The sequence below is a fragment of the Haloferax sp. DFSO52 genome (genome assembly GCF_048158745.1).
GTDB lineage: Archaea > Halobacteriota > Halobacteria > Halobacteriales > Haloferacaceae > Haloferax.
In genome coordinates, this window is sequence record NZ_JBLOPB010000001.1 from 960,911 (window position 1) to 976,604 (window position 15,694).

Consider the following 15,694-nt stretch of genomic DNA (forward strand, 5'->3'; position numbering starts at 1 on the left):
CCTCCGCGTATGAGCGCGGACTCTGAACAACGAACCATTCGGTGTCTCATCGCGAAGGTGGGACTCGACGGCCACGACCGTGGCGCACACGTAATCTCTCGCGCCTTCCGCGACGCGGGATTCGAAGTCATCTACTCCGGACTCCACCGCGCGCCTGACGAAATTATCCAGGCGACGGTCCAAGAGGACGTCGACGTTCTCGGCATCTCCATCCTCTCGGGTGCCCACAACACGCTCGTACCGAAAGTGTTGGCTGGCCTCGAAGAGTACGGCGCACTCGACGATACGCTCGTCATCGTCGGCGGCATCATCCCCGAAGAAGACCGCGCCGCACTCCTCGAAGAAGGCGTCGACGCCATCTTCGGCCCCGGCACCCCGATGCAAGAGACCATCGAGTTCGTGAAGGAAAACGCCCCCGAGCGAAAGTGACGATGGGCCAGTTGGCCGAATCTGACCTCGTCGAGCGACTGTTAGACGGCGAACATCGAGCGCTCGCTCGCGTCATCACGAAAATCGAGTCACAGACGCCGGGCTATCGTGACATCGTCTCCGAGATTCACGCCCACACGGGCCACGCGTCTGTCGTCGGTATCACCGGCAGCCCCGGTGCCGGAAAATCGACGCTCGTCGACAAACTCGCCAAACACTACCGCGACCAGGGCGAGACCGTCGGCGTCATCGCTGTCGACCCATCCTCACCGTACACCGGCGGTGCGGTCCTCGGTGACAGGATTCGAATGGCATCGAACGTCGGCGACATGGACGTGTTCTTCCGGTCGATGAGTGCCCGTGGGCAACTCGGTGGCCTCTCGACGGCGACAGCAGACGCCGTGAAGGCGCTCGACGCCTTCGGCAAGGACCGCATCATCATCGAGACGGTCGGCGCGGGCCAGAACGAAGTAGACGTCGTGAAGACGGCCGACACCGTCGTCGTCCTCGTTCAACCCGGCAGCGGCGACGACGTGCAGATGCTCAAAGCCGGCATCCTCGAAATCGGCGACGTGTTCGTCGTCAACAAAGCGGACATGGAAGGCGCATCGCGCACCGTCGCCGAGTTACAAGAGATGATTCACCTTCGCGACGACGACCCGACGAAAGGACTGAATATGGGTCACCACGGCAGCGACGCGATGTCGGAGACGCCGGGTCACGGCGGTCACGCAGAGCCCGATGGCGAACCGCACGGCACTGACGAGACCGGAACCAAGACTGGCGACGAAGGCGCTGCAGCACCGGTGTGGACGCCACAGGTGGTCGAGACCATCGCCACGTCCGGTGAGGGAATCGAGACGCTCGTCGAGACGCTCTCGGACCACTACACCTATCTCATCGAGTCGGGCGAACTCGAAGAGAAAGCCAGACAGCGTGCCGGCGAGGAGATTCGACAACTGCTTCGGAGCGACGTGAACCACCTGCTCGAACGGGAGTTCGACCGTCGCGGCGGCATCGACCAGTTCGCGTCGGCTGTCGTCGACAAAGAGACGGACCCCTACGCCGTCGCCGAAGACGTGCTCGAGCCGCTTCGTGAGTGTCTCGAAGACCGAGACGACTGACTCGGGACACCGAACGTTCGACGACCAACCCCACCACGGGCGGTCGAATTAAGGCCTCAGCGAACAATCTGTTTGACATGAAACTCCGACGAGCGATTGGTCTCGCTGCGGCCGGTCTCGGCGTCGCTGCCGTCGCCAACACTGCTCTCTCGAACCGTGCGGGCCCCCTCGAACCGCCCCTCGACGGCACGCAGAAACCGTATCGCTGGCGGGGGATGGATGTCTCCTTCGTCGAGGCCGGCGACGCCGACGCGCCCACACTCGTGTTCCTTCACGGTATCAACGCCGCCGGGTCGTCGGGCGAGTTCCGTGAGGTGTTTTCTGAACTCGCTGAAGACTATCACGTCGTCGCCCCAGACCTCCCCGGATTCGGCCTCTCGGACCGCCCGTCGTTGTACTACTCACCAGCGCTCTACGAGGATTTCGTCGGCGACTTCCTCACGGAGTACGACGACCCGGCAGTCGTCGCCTCGTCGCTCACGTCGGCGTACGCGGTCGCTGCTGCCGCCCGCGACGACGTGTCGGTCTCTCAGTTCGTCCTCATCTGTCCGACGTCTCGCGGCGGACCAGACCCCAAAGAGTGGCTTCGCGAACTCGTCCGCACGCCCGTGGTCGGTGAGACACTCTTCAACGTCGTCGCCTCCCGACGCTCTATCCAGTACTTCAACGACGACCACGGCTACTTCGACCCATCGAAGGCGAGCGACGAGTGGGAAGACTACGAGTGGCGGACGGCCCATCAGGAGAACGCACGGTTCGCACCCGCGTCGTTCGTCTCGGGCTATCTCAACTCGGATATCGACCTCGGGACGGCACTGGCAGACCTCGACGTGCCGACGACGCTCATCTGGGGCCGTGAAAGTGACATCACGCCGCTGAAAGACGGCCGTGAACTGGCCGACGCCGCCGATTGCACCCTCGTCGTGTTCGACGACGCGATGCTCCTCCCGCACGTGGAGTTCCCGAACGAGTTCGTCGAGACAGTTCGAGACGCCCTCGCGTAGTCATGTTCGGCAGTGCAGTCGACGTGGTTTCGCTGTTCCTCTACGGTGCAATCGCGCTCCTCGCAGGCGGATTCTGGATATGGGTCGTCGGGTCGTACGCCTACGGATGGACCTCGCCGGCCGAGGCCGTCGAACGAAGCGAGAAGTGAGAAGTGAGCGACAGAGGGATTACTCGTCGGCCGGTCGGAACACGAGCAACTGGTCACCCGTCGTCGCGTTTACGCCGAGGTCTGGCGTGACCGACATCCCGAGTTCGACGTCGGACCCAGACACGTCGCGGACGACGCCAGTGAGTCTGACGGGCCCGAACGACGCGATTGCAGTCACGTACGGCGCTTCGTCGGCGAAATCCGGTGCCGGGACGTGGACTTCGGTGAAGGTCACGATGGTGCCCGTCTCGGCGAGCGGTTCTTCGGTCAGTTCGTCGTCGCCACAGTGCGGACAGGACCGTCGCGGAGGGAGCGACCCGTGGCCGTCGGGACAGGCGAGATAGTAGCCCTCTCCGTCGGCGATTGCGGCTAACCACTCGTCGTAGCCAGCGTCTGCCATCAGTTCATCACCTCCAGCACGTGGACGACAGCACTCGCGACGGTTCCACCTGCGTTGTGGGTGACGCCGATTCGAGCGTCCGGAATCGCGTCACTGTTGGCGTGGTCACCGCGGAGGAGTTTCGTCATCTCGACCACCTGCGCGGTGCCCGTCGCACCGACCGGGTGGCCCTTCGCCTTCAGCCCACCTGAGAGGTTCACCGGCAGGTCGCCGTCACGGGTCGTCTCTCCACGGGCGGCGGCACCGATGCCTTCACCGGGTTCGTAGAAGCCGAGCGATTCGAGCGCCAGCACTTCCGCGATGGTAAAGCAGTCGTGGACTTCGGCCACGTCGACAGCTGCGGCGGTGATGCCTGCGTCTGCGTACGCCATCTCGGCGGCTTTCGTCGCTGCCGGCGTCTGCGCGAGATACTCGCGGTCCTGCAGTGCGGCTTTGTCGCCGCCCTGTCCGGACCCGGTGACGCGAACTGGGGCGTCGAGGCCGTGTTCGTCCGCGTAGTCGCCGCTGACGAGGACCACGGCGCTCGCACCGTCGGTGATTGGGCAGGCGTCGTAGAGGTGAAGCGGGTCTGCGACGACGGGACTTTCGAGGACGTCTTCGACGGTAATCTCGCGGTGGAACTGCGCAAACTCGTTGGTCATCGCGTTGGCGTGGTTCTTGACGGCGATGTGGGCGAGGTCTTCGTTGTCGCCGCCGAATTCGGCGAAGTACGCTCGGGCCATGAGCGCGTACGCGCCGGGGAACGTGACGCCGGCACGGACTTCGAACAACTCGTCGGCCGCGATGGCGAGCGACCGGGTCACGTTGGCAGTGCCGAGGTTGTTCATTCGTTCCATCCCACCGACGAGGACCACGTCGGCACCGCCGCCACGAATCGTCTGGACGGCCTGTCGGAAGGCGACACCGGCGGACGCGCACGCCGACTCGTACCGAGTTGCAGGACACTCCAGCCCTGCCGCTTCGGCGACGACCGGCCCCTGGTGGCCTTGCCCTTCCGCGAGTTCGCCCATGAAGTTCCCGTAGTGAATCTCCTGGTACTCGTCACGGGAGATACCGGCCTCGTCGCGGGCGGCGAGCGCTGCTTCGGCAAACAGGTCGCGGCCCGTTCGCTCGGGGTAACTGCCGAAATGGGTCAGTCCAACCCCAGCGATTCGAACGTCGTTCATGGATAATTGTACGTGATAGACGCCCCTTGAAGTTGCCGTTCGTCTGCAAACCTGGCAAATTAGTTCACTCGTGTCCGAGTTTCACCCAAGACGACACGTGTATCGGAATCATTACCCCCGAACCACGTGACTGCATCGTATGACCGAATGGATCGGAGATACCTTCACGAGTGAGGTTGGCTGGTCACATCTCGAACGACTCGTCGATATCGGAAACCGAATGGCTGGGTCGCCGGGCGAACGCGAGGCGATGGAAGTGACGCGCGACGCGCTCGACTCGGTCGGTGCTCGAAACGCCCACATCGACTCGTTCGACATTCAGGGCTGGGAACGCGGCGACAGCACCATCGTCGCCGAAAATACGACACAGGAATGTATCGCGCTTCCGCGGAGTCCTGCCGGCCAAGCCACCGGCGAACTCGTCGACCTCGGCTACGGACTTCCAGCGGACTTCGACCGTGACCTCTCTGGGAAAATCGTCGTCGTCTCGTCGACGGTTCCCGACCACTACGACCGGTTCATCCACCGCCGCGAGAAGTACTACTACGCGGTTCAGTCGAACGCTGCGGGGTTCATCTTCGCCAACCACGTCCCCGGGCAGCTGCCGCCGACGGGCAGCGTCGGCACCGCCGATGCACCGATTGGCGACATCCCTGCCGTCGGTGTGAGCAAAGAGGTCGGTGCTCGTCTCGGCCGCCGATTCGAGGGCGAGGAAGTCACCGTCGAGGTTACCTGTGAGACACCCAGCGCGAGCAGCGGTAACGTCCACGCCGAACTCGGGCCAGACACCGACGACGAAGTGCTGGTGACGAGTCACCTCGACGCCCACGACATCGCCGAAGGCGCGATGGACAACGGTGCGGGGACGGCGATGGTCGTCGAAATCGCGCGCGCACTCGCCGCCCGCGAAGACGAACTGGAGACGCGCGTTCGGTTCGTCTGTTTCGGTGCGGAAGAAGTCGGCCTCGTCGGGTCGGAGTACGAAGCGAAGCGACTGGGCGACGACCGAGCGAACGTCAAAGCACTCGTCAACAACGACGGCGTCGTCGCCGGTCGGACGCTCAAACTACACACGCACGGATTCGACGAACTCGACGACGTGGCCACGACCGTCTCAGAGCGATACGACCACCGAATCGCGACGATTCCGGAGCAACTCCCCCACAGCGACCACTGGCCGTTCGTCGTCTACGGTGTGCCCGCGTTCATGGTCGGCAGTGAGAAGAAAGGACGCGGCCGTGGCTGGGGTCACACGCACGCCGACACCATCGAGAAACTCGAATCGCGGACGCTCCGCGAACAGGCAATCTTGCTGACCGAACTCACCGTCGAAGTCGCTCGCACCGACCGTGAGATTCCACACGCCGACCCCGACACCATCGCGGCGGCACTCGAAGCAGAAGACCAGGCCGAGGGAATGAAAGTCACTGGCGACTGGCCGTTCTGAGGCGGCATCTCAGTCGTCTCGGGGGTATTCTTCCGCCCGGTAGTACAGCGTCACCCTCCCAACTGGCATCCGTCGGCCCCATCGACGGGGAAACCCTCGCAGCGAACCACGAGGGCTTTTATTCGGGGAAGCGTAGCACGGCACGATGCTCTGGTGCCCCGTCGGAGGGAGACGGCAATGAGATTCGCAGTCGTTGGTGACGAGCCGGTCGGCACCGCGATTCGCGAGGCCGGTGGCGACGTCGTCTCGGCCGACGACGCGGCGGCGATAGATGTCGTCGTCGCCGTCGGCGAGTCGGCCGTCACCGACGCCGTCTTCGACACGGCGTGGGACTGTCCGGTCCTCCCAGTCGATTGCGGGATGCCGTGGTCGGTTCCTCGCCTCGAACTCGCCGACGCCGTCTCGTCGGTCCTCGCAGGCGACAGCTGGCCGGTCGAGCACCCGATTCTCTCACTCTCGGTCGGTGCTGACCACGTCGGACGCGCACTGTTCGATACGATGCTCGTCACGAGCGAACCGGCACACATCTCCGAGTACGGCGTCGCGCACATTCGGCCAGGTGCGTCGGTGGACGCGCCACTCGAAGAGACGACAGCAGACGACTGGGCGACCGTCGACGAGTTCCGTGCCGACGGCGTCGTCGTCGCGACGCCACTCGGGAGCACTGGATACGCTCGCGCGGCAGGCGGCCCAGTCGTCGGCCCTGACGCTGGTGTTGCTGTCGTGCCCGTCTCGCCGTACGCGACACAGACCGATACGTGGGTCTACCAACCACCGCTTCGACTCACCGTCGAACGCGACGACACACCCGTCTCACTCGTCGTCGACGACGAGGTGGTCTGCGACGTCGCACCCGACGACCCCGTCTATATCACCCTCGACGGGACGGCGACGCTCGTTTCCTACTGAGCGGTCGTTTTGCGCGGCTCCCGAATGTTCAGACGTTTACCGAGTGTTTAGAGCGCCCGCTCAGCATCGAAACTCGTCTCCGTCTGAGTGACCGAACCGTCTCGAAACGGGCGTAAAAACGAACGATGGGAACGCCTTAGATGACGGCGTTCCAGAGGTCGGCGACGAGGAAAAACAGCGCCTGATAGGCCGCGTACAGGAATACGAGGACGGATGCAACGAGTGCGCCGTTCGGACGGTCGAGTTTACGGTCGTTCCGCGCTTCGACGTTGCGTGCTTCGAACTCGAAGAAGTCGGTCACGAACATCCCGACGACGAGGACGGACATAACCATCCCACCGTGCGGTTCGACGACCATGTAGAGGAACGACAGCAAGACGAGGCCACCGGACGTGAAACTGTGCGCCAGAGAGCGCGAGAGTTCTTCTGCGCCGTCTTCGGCCTGCTGGACGTACGACCGGTATGCGAGGAGTCGCGTCGCGAAGTTCGCCAGGACGAGTACCAGTATCGCAAACGGCAGGATGGGTTCGACCGCCGCCAACTGGTCGAGTGGGACGAGGAACTGGAGTGGTTGCATACAGGAACGTCAGAGGGATACTCATTAGAGTTTTTCCAATCTGACGCGGCATCGTCGCGAGGAAGCAACCGCTATCACGAGGGGATTTTTATACTAGCTCCGAACGAGACGAGAAGAGAGCGTGTCGGAGCGTTACTGCGCGTTACGGCGTTCTTCGAGCGCGGACATGATCTGATGGCCCACAGGGATGAGCACCCAGAACGTCAGTGCACCGAGGATGGCGAACCAGAGGAATGCGTCCATCAGGGTGACGCCGATGATGTTGAAGATGCCTTCGGTCGCACCCGACGACAGGGGTTCGATGAGCTGTTTCGTGCTCTCGAAACTGCTCGTCCGGTACCACGACGCGAGTACCATCCACGCGAGACCGGCGCCGGTCAGGATGCCCAGCCCCTTGATGAATTCGTCAGCCATTGTTCGAACCTTCGCCGGAGTCCTCTTGAGACTTTCCCATTCCGCGAGCGCGGAATCTGGTTCCGAGTGTGTAGACGACGGCACCGAACGCGATGATGGACAGGCCGACGATCGCCAGCGCAGAACTCAATATGCCATCTCCAACGTCGACACCGACGAACGCGAGGATGCTCGAAATGACTGCCCGAAGTGCGCTCACCTGCAACGTCGCGGCGTCGAGGAAGACGAAGCCGAGGACGACACTGATGACGGCGATGAGCGTCGAGAAGACGGTAATCGTCTTGTAGAGTCGCATGGGGACGACGATGTCGCGGCGGCCACGTCTGCTGGGCCGCGACTCGCCGGCGTCGCCGGCCCCGCTTTTCGCGTCGCTATCTGTCATTAGCATCTCTACGAAGGGGCGGTTGGTAGTGGTTCCGCTCTATTTCGGCGGACGCAGCCGGTAGTAGCGGCGGTTGAGGTTATACATGTAGCCCTCGCGCATCGTCTTGAGCACGGCGTAGGTGACCGTCCCGAAGACGATGGGCAGCAGGAACGTCAAGTCGAACAGCAGGTCGACGTTCATCGGGATGAGGTTCTTGACTGCCAGCAGCGAGATGGTGATTGCGAACACGACGCCCGCGATACCGACTGCCGCCCAGAACGGTTGCTCGACGGGACGTCGGGCCGACCCCTTGTTGAGGAAGGGGACGATGGCGATGAAACCGACGACGACACCGTTCGCGAGCACACCATACGTCCGGTCGGCCATAATCTTCTGGCCGCCGAGGATGGCGAGTTCGGGGTTCAGCGGGTTGAGTTTGAGCAGCCCGAACGACCAGTAGAGATACCAGTCGGGCAGGATAATCGCCGGCGTGCTCGATGGGTTCGCCGGTGGGCCGATGTGCGGCGGCATCGTCGCCGAGAGGAACAGCATCATCCCGACGAAAAAGGACGCAATCGAGAGGTTCCGAACCGTCTCGTGGGGCCACGTTGGGAACGCGAGTACGTCGCGTTCGATGTAGTCGGACTCCGTACGGAGGTCCTGGTCTTCACGACGTGCACGCTCGAAGTACTCGTAGGTAAGCCGAGAGAGCCCCGTCTTGCGAGCCTTGCGCTCGCTCCACGTGGGCGTCTCGTTGTCCGGGGCAACGATGCCCGTGCCGTCGGTGCGAATCTCCTTGTTGTCGGATTCGTTGTCGCTCATGTTTGTCACCTCAGTGCGGCTCCGCGATGCCCTGCACCCACACGATGCCGATGTGAATCGCGATGAGTGTCGTCACGACGAACGGGAGCAGGAACACGTGGATGATGTACATGCGCTGGAGCGTCGCCTGACTCAGCGTGAAGCCGCCGAACAGGAGCTGTGCCACCCACTCACCGGCGAGCGGGACGGACAGCGACATCTCGACGCCGATCTGACCGGCCCAGAAGGCGAGCTGGTCCCACGGGAGCAGGTATCCCGTGTACCCGAACACCATCGTCAGGCTGATCAGGACGATTCCGAGAAGCCAGTTCAGCTCGCGGGGTTCCTTGTACGACCCCGTGAAGTAGACACGGAGCATGTGCAGGAACACTGCTGCGACCATCACCTGTGCCGACCACCGGTGGATGGAACGAAGCATGAAGCCGAACTGCAGGTCGCGCATGATGAACTCGATACTGTTGTACGCCGTCGTCGGGTCACCGGTCGTCGCGGGGGAGTAGTAGAACCCGAGGAGGGCACCACTGATTGCCGCGACGACGTATGCGAGCGTCGAGAACAACCCAAGCGTGTACAGGGGGTACCAGTACCAGAACTTGTTGTCGAGGTTGTATTGCTCGGTGTGGCTCTTCGGCATCTGGAGGTTGACTCGGTAGTAGAGGCCCTCCAGAAGCTCGAGGTAGTCGACGATGCGGAGTCGCTTATCCAGCCAGATGAGGGTGGTGAGGAATGTGGCCTCGATGGGTGTGAGGTCCTTCTCCTTCATCCAGGCTTTGTGGTCGTGGTCTTCTTTGCGTTCGAGACTCATGGTTTATCGCTTGTAGTAGGGGTACACCGCGCGCTTGACCTGTTCCCACGCGCCGTCACCGAGCGTGACACCGTCGACGTCCTCCTCGCGGACGTAGAGGTCTTCCCACTTACGACGTCGTTTCTTGACGATCATGACGTCAGGGAGGAACTCCTTGCGGTACAGTGCGAGGATGAACGCGAGGTCCACGAAGATGACGGCGAGGATACCACCGAGGAACATGTTACCCGTGTCCGTCAGGCCCCACCCGGAGACGAATCCGTAGGTGAAGAGGAAGACGAACACGACCTCGATAATCGTCAAGAGGACGATTGCGATGGCCGCCGCAGTACTCTCGCGTGCCGGTTCGTATCGGTGAATGTCGCCGTATGTGCTGCCGGTTGAGGACATTATTCGCCACCTCCAGTGTTACCCGTATTGGGGGACTCGCCGTACTTCAAGATGAAGAACGTGTAGATGACGGTGACGATGATTCCGAGGATGGTCGCCGCGCCGACCCAGTGTGCCTGAATCGGAACGCCGAGTTCCTCGAGTTCTTTCTCGCCGCCGCCGCCACCGACGCTGACGGTTGCAACGTCGCCACCGACGGCGACTGCGCCTTTCATGCCGAGTGCTTCGTGGGGTGCACAGAAGTATTTCGAGATACCTGCGTCACCCTCTTCGAAGGTGTACTCGTAGGTAGTTCCGGCTTCAGCGACGGGCGCACCAGAGTCGAGACCTGCTGGTCCCTCTCCCATCTTGACGTTGTGGCCGCCACCTTCGCCAGTCCATTCCCACGTTACGGTCGTGCCGGGGTCGACCCAGATGCCTGCCGGGGCGAACGCGAGGGCACCACCGTTTCCGGAGGCACCGACCTCGACTGTCACTTCGCTCTGGCCGCGGAGGTCTTCGTAGCCTCCATCGACGCCGTCGAGCCAACCGCCGAAGTCAGGTTGAACCTGCGCTCCACCGCCGCCTTCTTCCTGCGCAGCAGCGGTCCCGGCGGCAGCAGTCGCGGCGGCTGTCGCACCGCCGGCCGTTCGGAGAAACTCCCGCCTTTTCATACGCTCGTTCGTCAGAATGGGACGCGCTTAAACCCACCGACTATGGCCTCGCGGAGGGGTATTAGCGCAGTGTGTGGGGACGTGACGTTATCCCTCAGAACTGAGGGGTTCGCCCTCTGGCCCCTCGACCAGCGCCTCTCTGTCGGTGTCGCCGTCGAACGATGGGACGAACGCGGGGCGTTCGCCGTCTTCGAGGCCGATCGCGCGAAGTCGGTCACGGTACTCTTCGGACCGGAAGCGGTCCGAGAGGCGAGCGTTCGCGACGGTGACGAAGAGAAACAGGCCGATGAGGATGAATCCGGCGCCGACGACGGGCGCGACGATAGTCTGGACGTTCGGCGAGATAATCCACGCCCCGATGAGCGCGATACCGCCGAGTAACTGCCCGAAGGCGACGACCTGAAGCATTCGGTTGCCGAAGTCACCGCTTCCCTGCGAGACTTCGTCGGGGGCGGGGAGGCGGACGTTCGCAGGCGCCTGATTCACTTCGAAGTCGTCCATCGAACAGAGTGCGACGGTCGGTTTCACGTCGCGAAGGACGGTCCCTTCACCCTCGACGCTGCCGTCTGGGTAGACGACTGCGTAGCCTTCGTCGGAGTACGCGAGGATACGGGGCTCGCCGTTTTCGGTGACGCGTTCGAGGACGGCGAACACTTCGCGAATCGCGACGCGGTACCGAAGTTCCTCTTCGACCCGGTCTAAGAGTTCTTCACCGACGATCCACGAGTCCGGGTCGAACGCGGCTTCCCACTCGTCGACGCTCATCTTCGCCATATCCGCCGGGCCGAAGTTGTCGAAGTCGTACTTCTCTTCGACTTCCCGGCGCAGGGTTTCGAGTTCGTCCTCGGACACCGCATCGTCGGCACCCGCTTCCGGTGACGCTCCGTCGTCGTCCGGTGCGGAAGACGAATCTGCCATCGCCGGGAGTAGGGCGTAGGCCGGTAAACGTGTTCCGACCCTAATTCATCGGACACCCTCGATTCAGTGGCCGCGATGTGGTCTAGCGCTCGAATGCTCGTCCGTGCATCGGTCCCTTTACGCCGACTGCGTCCCAACGCCGGGCGATGGCAGACGAGACGACCCTCGCCACACTCGCCGCGGTCACCGTCACGGCCAGTCTTCCGTTCTATCTCTACGGTGCGTGGATTATGATAGACGCCGAGACGGTGTCGTGGGACGTCCTCGTGTTCCACCTCAAGGTCATCTTCCCCGGACTCGTCTTGAACACCGTTCCGGTCGTCACGTGGATGATGCCGCGCTTGCTCGACCAGTTGAACGGCTTGAGCGCCTTACACGCCATTCTCGGCCTGCAAGCGTACGCGATGCTCGTGTTCGCGCTCACCGGCATCGTCCGCATCTTTCAGGCGAAGTGGGAGGCCGACCTCTATCGCAATCCAGACCCGAGCGTCTCGCTCGACGAGTTACACGAGAACATGAGTGCGTGGCGTGGCCGTCTCCGCGTCGGCGTCTTCGGATACGTCATCTTCTGGTTCTTCGCGTGGGTTCTCGGTATCTACCGATACGTCACTGGCTATCTGTTGGCCTGAAGAAGGGTCGCAACCGGAGAGCCCGTCGTGATTACCACTCGTCGCCGCTGGCGAGGTCCACGTCGTGGTCGAGTTTCGAAGAGGGACAGATAGCTTCGAGGACGCACGCGTCACAGTCCGGGTTGCGGGCGTTGCAAACGGCACGGCCGTGGCTGATGAACAGGTGGGTGAACTGCTGCCAGTCAGTCTCGGGAACGACGGGCATCAGGTCTTCTTCGATGCGTTCGGGGTACTCCTCGTCGGTCAGACCGAGTCGACGCGAGAGCCGCTGGACGTGTGTGTCGACGACGATGCCCTCGACGATGTCGTGGCCGTGTTGGAGGACGACGTTGGCAGTCTTGCGGCCGACACCCGCGAGGTCGGTGAGTTCGGACATGGTGTCGGGAACCTCGCCGTCGTGTTTTTCTATGATGTCCGCGCACGCGCTTCGGATGTACTTCGCCTTGTTATTGAAGTACGTAATCGAGTTGATGTCCTCGGCCAACTCCTCCTGGTCGGCGGCAGCGTAGTCCTCTGCGGTGTCGTACTTTTCGAACAACTCGGCGGTGACCGTGTTGACGCGTTCGTCGGTACACTGCGCCGAGAGCATGACGGCGATGAGCAGTTCGAGCCGGTTCGAGTAGGAAAGTGAGATGGTGGTGTCGGGATACTCCTCGTAGAGGCGTTCGAGGACTTCCTCGGCCTGTGCTGTCCGGGTGTCGAGTGGCGTGCCCATATCTGTGGGTGCGACCCGGGTGGTTTCAGTCGTTCGGGTTCCGGCGACACGTGGGTCTGTTCGACGGTGCTGCTTCTTAGCAACTGAGACACATCGCTCGCCGCTTTATCGATATCTCACGTCTAGTGCGGTGGATGAGTACGGATGACAGATACGACCCAAACGACCCAAACGACTCAAACTGGAACACAACAGGCAGTTGATGCACACGTCGAGTACGGTTACGTCCGTGAGCGATTCCTCGCGGGTGCGCTCTTGTTCGTCTTCGGACTCGTCGCGCTCATGGGCATCATCACTGCGGAAGCGTTCTATCCCGGCTACAACGCCGGTGTGCAGGAGATAAGCGACCTCGGGGCGACGAGGCCACCGAACAGTGTCATTCTCCAGCCGTCGGCAACGATCTTCAACACGACGATGCTCGTCTCGGGGCTGTTGGTACTCGCTGCGACGTACTTCGCCCACCAGACGTTCCGTGACCGGGTGGTCACCGTCGCCCTCGGACTGCTCGGACTCGGCATCGTCGGCGTCGGTCTCTTCGACGGGAGTGAAGCCCCGATGCACGGCATCTTCGCACTCCTCACGTTCTTCGCGGGAGGTGTCTCGGCTGTCGTCGCATCCCGGGTGATAGACACGCCGTTCAAGTATCTCTCGGCAGCAGTCGGTGGATTCGTGGTGCTCTTGCTACTGAGCATCATCGGCCTCGGATTGCTCGGTATCGTCCACCCACTCGCGTTCCTCGGTGCGGGCGGCGTAGAACGGTACGTCGCGTACCCGATACTCCTGTGGGCACTCGGATTCGGTGGATACCTGATGGCACCTGCTCCGGACCACGAGGCTGTGTAGGCTCGGCTGCAACTCTGCTGTCCCGCCCGAGACCAACAATTTATCAGCGACGACCGTGACCGAGAGCGTATGTCTGCGTTCGAACTCCCGGGACGGCGTGAATCGTGGTTGACTGCGGCGGCGACGTTCGCCGGATACGGACTCATTCTCACCGCGATGTTCGTCGTGCTGTTCGTCCTCCCGTACCTCGCGTTCGCGGCGTAGTCACTCTGCGAGTGGCGGTTCGGAAATGAAAACCGTGTGAATACTCGCGGAGCGCCGAGTTAGGCGAACGCGCGCGAGATATCTGCGGTGTCTTCTGCTTCTTTCTGAATCTTCTCCCAGGCGTCCACGAAGTCCTGCATGAAGATTTCCGTGCGCTCGTCGCGGATGGCGAACATCCCGGCTTCCGTACAGATCGCCTTGATGTCGGCACCGGATGCGTCTTCTGCGAGTTCGGCGAGTTCCACGAAGTCCACGTCGTCGGAGACGTTCATCTTGCGGGTGTGGATCTTGAAGATGATCTCACGGCCGTCCTCGTTCGGCTTTGGCACCTCGATGAGGCGGTCGAACCGGCCGGGCCGGAGAATCGCGGGGTCGAGCATGTCGAAGCGGTTGGTCGCTGCGATGAGGCGGATGTTTCCGCGCTCGTCGAAGCCGTCCATCTCCGCGAGGAGTTGCATCATCGTCCGCTGGACCTCGGCGTCGCCGGAGGTCTTCGAGTCCGTCCGCTTCGACGCGATGGCGTCGATTTCGTCGATGAAGATGACGGCGGGTTCGTTCTCGCGAGCGACCTCGAAGAGGTCGCGAACGAGTTTCGCGCCCTCACCGATGAACTTGTGCACCAGTTCGGACCCGGCCATCTTGATGAACGAAGCGTTCGTCTGGTTGGCGACGGCTTTCGCGAGCATCGTCTTCCCGGTGCCCGGCGGTCCGTAGAGGAGGACGCCAGACGGTGGGTCGATACCCACCTTCTCGAACATCTCCGGACGGTCGAGTGGCATCTCGACGGTCTCTCGGACTTCTTGCATCTGTTCTTCGAGTCCGCCAATATCCTCGTAGGTCACGTCGGGGCTGTGTTCGACTTGCATGACGCGTGCCCGGACGTCAGTTTCCTTGTCGAGTCGCTTGACGATAGACAGAGAGTTGTTCACGGCGACACGCGCGTCGGGTTCTAACTCCTCGCGCATCTCGTCTGTCACCTCGGTGAGGGCCTCTTGGTTGTTACCATGCTGCTTGATGATGACCCCCTCGTCGGTGATTTCCTGAACCGTCGCAACGAAGAGCGGCGACTGCTTGAGCTTCTTGTTCTCGTGGGTAAGTCGCTCCAGTTTCTGCTGATACTTGTTGTTCTCTGCGTTCGCGTCGAGGAGTTTGTCGCGCATCTCCTCGTTTTGCGTTTCGAGAACTTCGAGCCGCTCTTGAAGGGCGGTGATCTTCTCCTGCTGCGACGCCGAGTCCTTATCGTACGGTAGGTCGACGTCGTCCACAGTGTCGGTCATCAGGCGGGATAGGGCGCAGGCTCATAAGAGGCTTCGGGTGTGTGTGGGATTCGCCGGCTATGAGCCGTCTCTGCGCTGAGATGTCGAGTCTGACGTCCGTCACACATATTTCTAACAGTAATAAAATAGGATAGCAAATATTATCTAATAGCATTCCCTGAGTACAGGTACGATGAGCACCACGGAAGCGATCGAACGAGACGCCGACACCCACACTGAAGACCGTTGGGCAGCGGTTCGAGAGATGCCCCCGAGCGCGAAGCTGGTCGCGAAGGTTCTCGACTACGAGGACACGCTCACGCAGAGCCAAATCGCAGAAGAGTCGCTCCTCCCGCCGCGAACTGTTCGGTACGCACTCTCGCGTCTCGAAGAGGAAGGCGCAGTCGATTCTCGCTTCTCGTTCTCTGACGCCCGCAAGCGCCTCTACACGCTCAACATTTAAATCAGAGGACGGG

Annotated in this window: 22 protein-coding genes; 10 read left to right on the top strand and 12 right to left on the bottom strand. The window is 62.1% G+C overall.

Translation table 11 applies throughout. The annotated features are described in order from the left end of the window. The first annotated feature begins 9 nt into the window (after positions 1-9). The 4 genes from ACK3SC_RS05010 to ACK3SC_RS05025 all read left to right on the top strand — a co-directional run bounded on the left by ACK3SC_RS05010 (position 10) and on the right by ACK3SC_RS05025 (position 2,706). Positions 10-429: a cobalamin B12-binding domain-containing protein gene (locus ACK3SC_RS05010; RefSeq protein WP_416839016.1), complete on the top strand. Its 420-nt coding sequence runs from the start codon at positions 10-12 to the stop codon at positions 427-429. 2 nt (positions 430-431) lie between these two features. Beyond that, on the top strand, positions 432-1,553 hold the full coding sequence (gene meaB / locus ACK3SC_RS05015) for a methylmalonyl Co-A mutase-associated GTPase MeaB (RefSeq protein ID WP_416839017.1): 1,122 nt from the start codon (positions 432-434) through the stop codon (positions 1,551-1,553). A gap of 77 nt (positions 1,554-1,630) precedes the next feature. Next, positions 1,631-2,557 carry an alpha/beta fold hydrolase gene (locus ACK3SC_RS05020; protein WP_416839018.1) on the top strand — a complete coding sequence of 309 codons (927 nt, stop codon included), beginning with the start codon at positions 1,631-1,633 and terminating at the stop codon, positions 2,555-2,557. Between the two features lie 2 nt (positions 2,558-2,559). Next, positions 2,560-2,706: a hypothetical protein gene (locus tag ACK3SC_RS05025; protein ID WP_416839019.1), complete on the top strand. Its 147-nt coding sequence runs from the start codon at positions 2,560-2,562 to the stop codon at positions 2,704-2,706. 19 nt (positions 2,707-2,725) lie between these two features. Here the strand turns inward: ACK3SC_RS05025 and ACK3SC_RS05030 are convergent, their stop codons facing one another. Further along, the gene (locus tag ACK3SC_RS05030) at positions 2,726-3,106 is read right to left on the bottom strand and encodes a Zn-ribbon domain-containing OB-fold protein (protein WP_416839020.1); all 381 of its coding nucleotides are present in this window, start codon (positions 3,104-3,106) and stop codon (positions 2,726-2,728) included. Continuing rightward, a complete protein-coding gene (locus ACK3SC_RS05035; protein ID WP_416839021.1) occupies positions 3,106-4,272 on the bottom strand; it encodes a thiolase domain-containing protein in 1,167 nt (388 codons plus the stop codon). The genes ACK3SC_RS05030 and ACK3SC_RS05035 overlap by 1 nt, the downstream gene beginning before the upstream one ends. A gap of 139 nt (positions 4,273-4,411) precedes the next feature. On the opposite strand from ACK3SC_RS05035, the gene ACK3SC_RS05040 reads away from it, so the two are divergent. Then, a complete protein-coding gene (locus ACK3SC_RS05040; protein WP_416839022.1) occupies positions 4,412-5,719 on the top strand; it encodes a M28 family peptidase in 1,308 nt (435 codons plus the stop codon). Between the two features lie 177 nt (positions 5,720-5,896). Beyond that, positions 5,897-6,628 carry an ATP-NAD kinase gene (locus ACK3SC_RS05045; protein ID WP_416839023.1) on the top strand — a complete coding sequence of 244 codons (732 nt, stop codon included), beginning with the start codon at positions 5,897-5,899 and terminating at the stop codon, positions 6,626-6,628. 136 nt (positions 6,629-6,764) lie between these two features. On the opposite strand, the gene ACK3SC_RS05050 is transcribed toward ACK3SC_RS05045, so the two are convergent. The 8 genes from ACK3SC_RS05050 to ACK3SC_RS05085 form a co-directional block, all read right to left on the bottom strand. Then, positions 6,765-7,205, bottom strand: a complete 441-nt coding sequence (locus tag ACK3SC_RS05050; RefSeq protein WP_416839024.1) for a hypothetical protein — start codon at positions 7,203-7,205, stop codon at positions 6,765-6,767. 132 nt (positions 7,206-7,337) lie between these two features. Next, entirely contained in the window at positions 7,338-7,619 is a 282-nt protein-coding gene (locus tag ACK3SC_RS05055; protein ID WP_416839025.1) for a hypothetical protein, read from the bottom strand. Then, the gene (locus ACK3SC_RS05060; protein WP_416839026.1) at positions 7,612-8,001 is read right to left on the bottom strand and encodes a hypothetical protein; all 390 of its coding nucleotides are present in this window, start codon (positions 7,999-8,001) and stop codon (positions 7,612-7,614) included. The genes ACK3SC_RS05055 and ACK3SC_RS05060 overlap by 8 nt, the downstream gene beginning before the upstream one ends. Before the next feature lie 39 nt (positions 8,002-8,040). Further along, positions 8,041-8,805 (bottom strand): cytochrome bc complex cytochrome b subunit, encoded by a 765-nt coding sequence (locus ACK3SC_RS05065; RefSeq protein ID WP_416839027.1) that lies wholly within the window; start codon positions 8,803-8,805, stop codon positions 8,041-8,043. A 10-nt stretch (positions 8,806-8,815) separates the two neighbouring features. Further along, on the bottom strand, positions 8,816-9,610 hold the full coding sequence (locus ACK3SC_RS05070; RefSeq protein ID WP_416839028.1) for a cytochrome b: 795 nt from the start codon (positions 9,608-9,610) through the stop codon (positions 8,816-8,818). 3 nt (positions 9,611-9,613) lie between these two features. Then, positions 9,614-10,000 (bottom strand): DUF7318 family protein, encoded by a 387-nt coding sequence (locus ACK3SC_RS05075; RefSeq protein WP_151161209.1) that lies wholly within the window; start codon positions 9,998-10,000, stop codon positions 9,614-9,616. Next, positions 10,000-10,653, bottom strand: coding sequence for a halocyanin domain-containing protein (locus tag ACK3SC_RS05080; protein ID WP_416839029.1), 654 nt, complete (start codon positions 10,651-10,653; stop codon positions 10,000-10,002). The genes ACK3SC_RS05075 and ACK3SC_RS05080 overlap by 1 nt, the downstream gene beginning before the upstream one ends. An 87-nt stretch (positions 10,654-10,740) precedes the next feature. Next, the gene (locus ACK3SC_RS05085; RefSeq protein WP_416839030.1) at positions 10,741-11,571 is read right to left on the bottom strand and encodes a hypothetical protein; all 831 of its coding nucleotides are present in this window, start codon (positions 11,569-11,571) and stop codon (positions 10,741-10,743) included. A gap of 146 nt (positions 11,572-11,717) precedes the next feature. Between ACK3SC_RS05085 and ACK3SC_RS05090 the strand changes: the two genes are divergently transcribed. Further along, on the top strand, positions 11,718-12,200 hold the full coding sequence (locus ACK3SC_RS05090; protein WP_416839031.1) for a hypothetical protein: 483 nt from the start codon (positions 11,718-11,720) through the stop codon (positions 12,198-12,200). 31 nt (positions 12,201-12,231) lie between these two features. Here the strand turns inward: ACK3SC_RS05090 and nth are convergent, their stop codons facing one another. Further along, positions 12,232-12,915, bottom strand: a complete 684-nt coding sequence (nth, locus tag ACK3SC_RS05095; protein ID WP_416839032.1) for an endonuclease III — start codon at positions 12,913-12,915, stop codon at positions 12,232-12,234. 144 nt (positions 12,916-13,059) lie between these two features. On the opposite strand from nth, the gene ACK3SC_RS05100 reads away from it, so the two are divergent. Further along, on the top strand, positions 13,060-13,758 hold the full coding sequence (locus tag ACK3SC_RS05100; RefSeq protein ID WP_416839033.1) for a DUF998 domain-containing protein: 699 nt from the start codon (positions 13,060-13,062) through the stop codon (positions 13,756-13,758). Positions 13,759-13,827: 69 nt separating this feature from the next. Continuing rightward, the gene (locus tag ACK3SC_RS05105) at positions 13,828-13,962 is read left to right on the top strand and encodes a hypothetical protein (protein WP_416839034.1); all 135 of its coding nucleotides are present in this window, start codon (positions 13,828-13,830) and stop codon (positions 13,960-13,962) included. A 59-nt stretch (positions 13,963-14,021) separates the two neighbouring features. On the opposite strand, the gene pan1 is transcribed toward ACK3SC_RS05105, so the two are convergent. After that, positions 14,022-15,239, bottom strand: coding sequence for a proteasome-activating nucleotidase Pan1 (gene pan1, locus ACK3SC_RS05110; protein WP_416839035.1), 1,218 nt, complete (start codon positions 15,237-15,239; stop codon positions 14,022-14,024). 172 nt (positions 15,240-15,411) lie between these two features. Here pan1 and ACK3SC_RS05115 point away from each other — a divergent pair, with 172 nt between their 5' ends. Beyond that, positions 15,412-15,681 (top strand): MarR family transcriptional regulator, encoded by a 270-nt coding sequence (locus tag ACK3SC_RS05115; protein ID WP_416839036.1) that lies wholly within the window; start codon positions 15,412-15,414, stop codon positions 15,679-15,681. Positions 15,682-15,694 lie beyond the last annotated feature (13 nt).

What these genes read in the sequence shown, in the direction of transcription:
- ACK3SC_RS05010 (WP_416839016.1), top strand. Translation starts at nt 10, where the DNA reads ATGAGCGCGGACTCTGAACAACGAACCATTCGGTGTCTCATCGCGAAG.
- meaB (WP_416839017.1), top strand. Translation starts at nt 432, where the DNA reads ATGGGCCAGTTGGCCGAATCTGACCTCGTCGAGCGACTGTTAGACGGC.
- ACK3SC_RS05020 (WP_416839018.1), top strand. Translation starts at nt 1,631, where the DNA reads ATGAAACTCCGACGAGCGATTGGTCTCGCTGCGGCCGGTCTCGGCGTC.
- ACK3SC_RS05025 (WP_416839019.1), top strand. Translation starts at nt 2,560, where the DNA reads ATGTTCGGCAGTGCAGTCGACGTGGTTTCGCTGTTCCTCTACGGTGCA.
- ACK3SC_RS05030 (WP_416839020.1), bottom strand. Translation starts at nt 3,106, where the DNA reads ATGGCAGACGCTGGCTACGACGAGTGGTTAGCCGCAATCGCCGACGGA.
- ACK3SC_RS05035 (WP_416839021.1), bottom strand. Translation starts at nt 4,272, where the DNA reads ATGAACGACGTTCGAATCGCTGGGGTTGGACTGACCCATTTCGGCAGT.
- ACK3SC_RS05040 (WP_416839022.1), top strand. Translation starts at nt 4,412, where the DNA reads ATGACCGAATGGATCGGAGATACCTTCACGAGTGAGGTTGGCTGGTCA.
- ACK3SC_RS05045 (WP_416839023.1), top strand. Translation starts at nt 5,897, where the DNA reads ATGAGATTCGCAGTCGTTGGTGACGAGCCGGTCGGCACCGCGATTCGC.
- ACK3SC_RS05050 (WP_416839024.1), bottom strand. Translation starts at nt 7,205, where the DNA reads ATGCAACCACTCCAGTTCCTCGTCCCACTCGACCAGTTGGCGGCGGTC.
- ACK3SC_RS05055 (WP_416839025.1), bottom strand. Translation starts at nt 7,619, where the DNA reads ATGGCTGACGAATTCATCAAGGGGCTGGGCATCCTGACCGGCGCCGGT.
- ACK3SC_RS05060 (WP_416839026.1), bottom strand. Translation starts at nt 8,001, where the DNA reads ATGACAGATAGCGACGCGAAAAGCGGGGCCGGCGACGCCGGCGAGTCG.
- ACK3SC_RS05065 (WP_416839027.1), bottom strand. Translation starts at nt 8,805, where the DNA reads ATGAGCGACAACGAATCCGACAACAAGGAGATTCGCACCGACGGCACG.
- ACK3SC_RS05070 (WP_416839028.1), bottom strand. Translation starts at nt 9,610, where the DNA reads ATGAGTCTCGAACGCAAAGAAGACCACGACCACAAAGCCTGGATGAAG.
- ACK3SC_RS05075 (WP_151161209.1), bottom strand. Translation starts at nt 10,000, where the DNA reads ATGTCCTCAACCGGCAGCACATACGGCGACATTCACCGATACGAACCG.
- ACK3SC_RS05080 (WP_416839029.1), bottom strand. Translation starts at nt 10,653, where the DNA reads ATGAAAAGGCGGGAGTTTCTCCGAACGGCCGGCGGTGCGACAGCCGCC.
- ACK3SC_RS05085 (WP_416839030.1), bottom strand. Translation starts at nt 11,571, where the DNA reads ATGGCAGATTCGTCTTCCGCACCGGACGACGACGGAGCGTCACCGGAA.
- ACK3SC_RS05090 (WP_416839031.1), top strand. Translation starts at nt 11,718, where the DNA reads ATGGCAGACGAGACGACCCTCGCCACACTCGCCGCGGTCACCGTCACG.
- nth (WP_416839032.1), bottom strand. Translation starts at nt 12,915, where the DNA reads ATGGGCACGCCACTCGACACCCGGACAGCACAGGCCGAGGAAGTCCTC.
- ACK3SC_RS05100 (WP_416839033.1), top strand. Translation starts at nt 13,060, where the DNA reads ATGACAGATACGACCCAAACGACCCAAACGACTCAAACTGGAACACAA.
- ACK3SC_RS05105 (WP_416839034.1), top strand. Translation starts at nt 13,828, where the DNA reads ATGTCTGCGTTCGAACTCCCGGGACGGCGTGAATCGTGGTTGACTGCG.
- pan1 (WP_416839035.1), bottom strand. Translation starts at nt 15,239, where the DNA reads ATGACCGACACTGTGGACGACGTCGACCTACCGTACGATAAGGACTCG.
- ACK3SC_RS05115 (WP_416839036.1), top strand. Translation starts at nt 15,412, where the DNA reads ATGAGCACCACGGAAGCGATCGAACGAGACGCCGACACCCACACTGAA.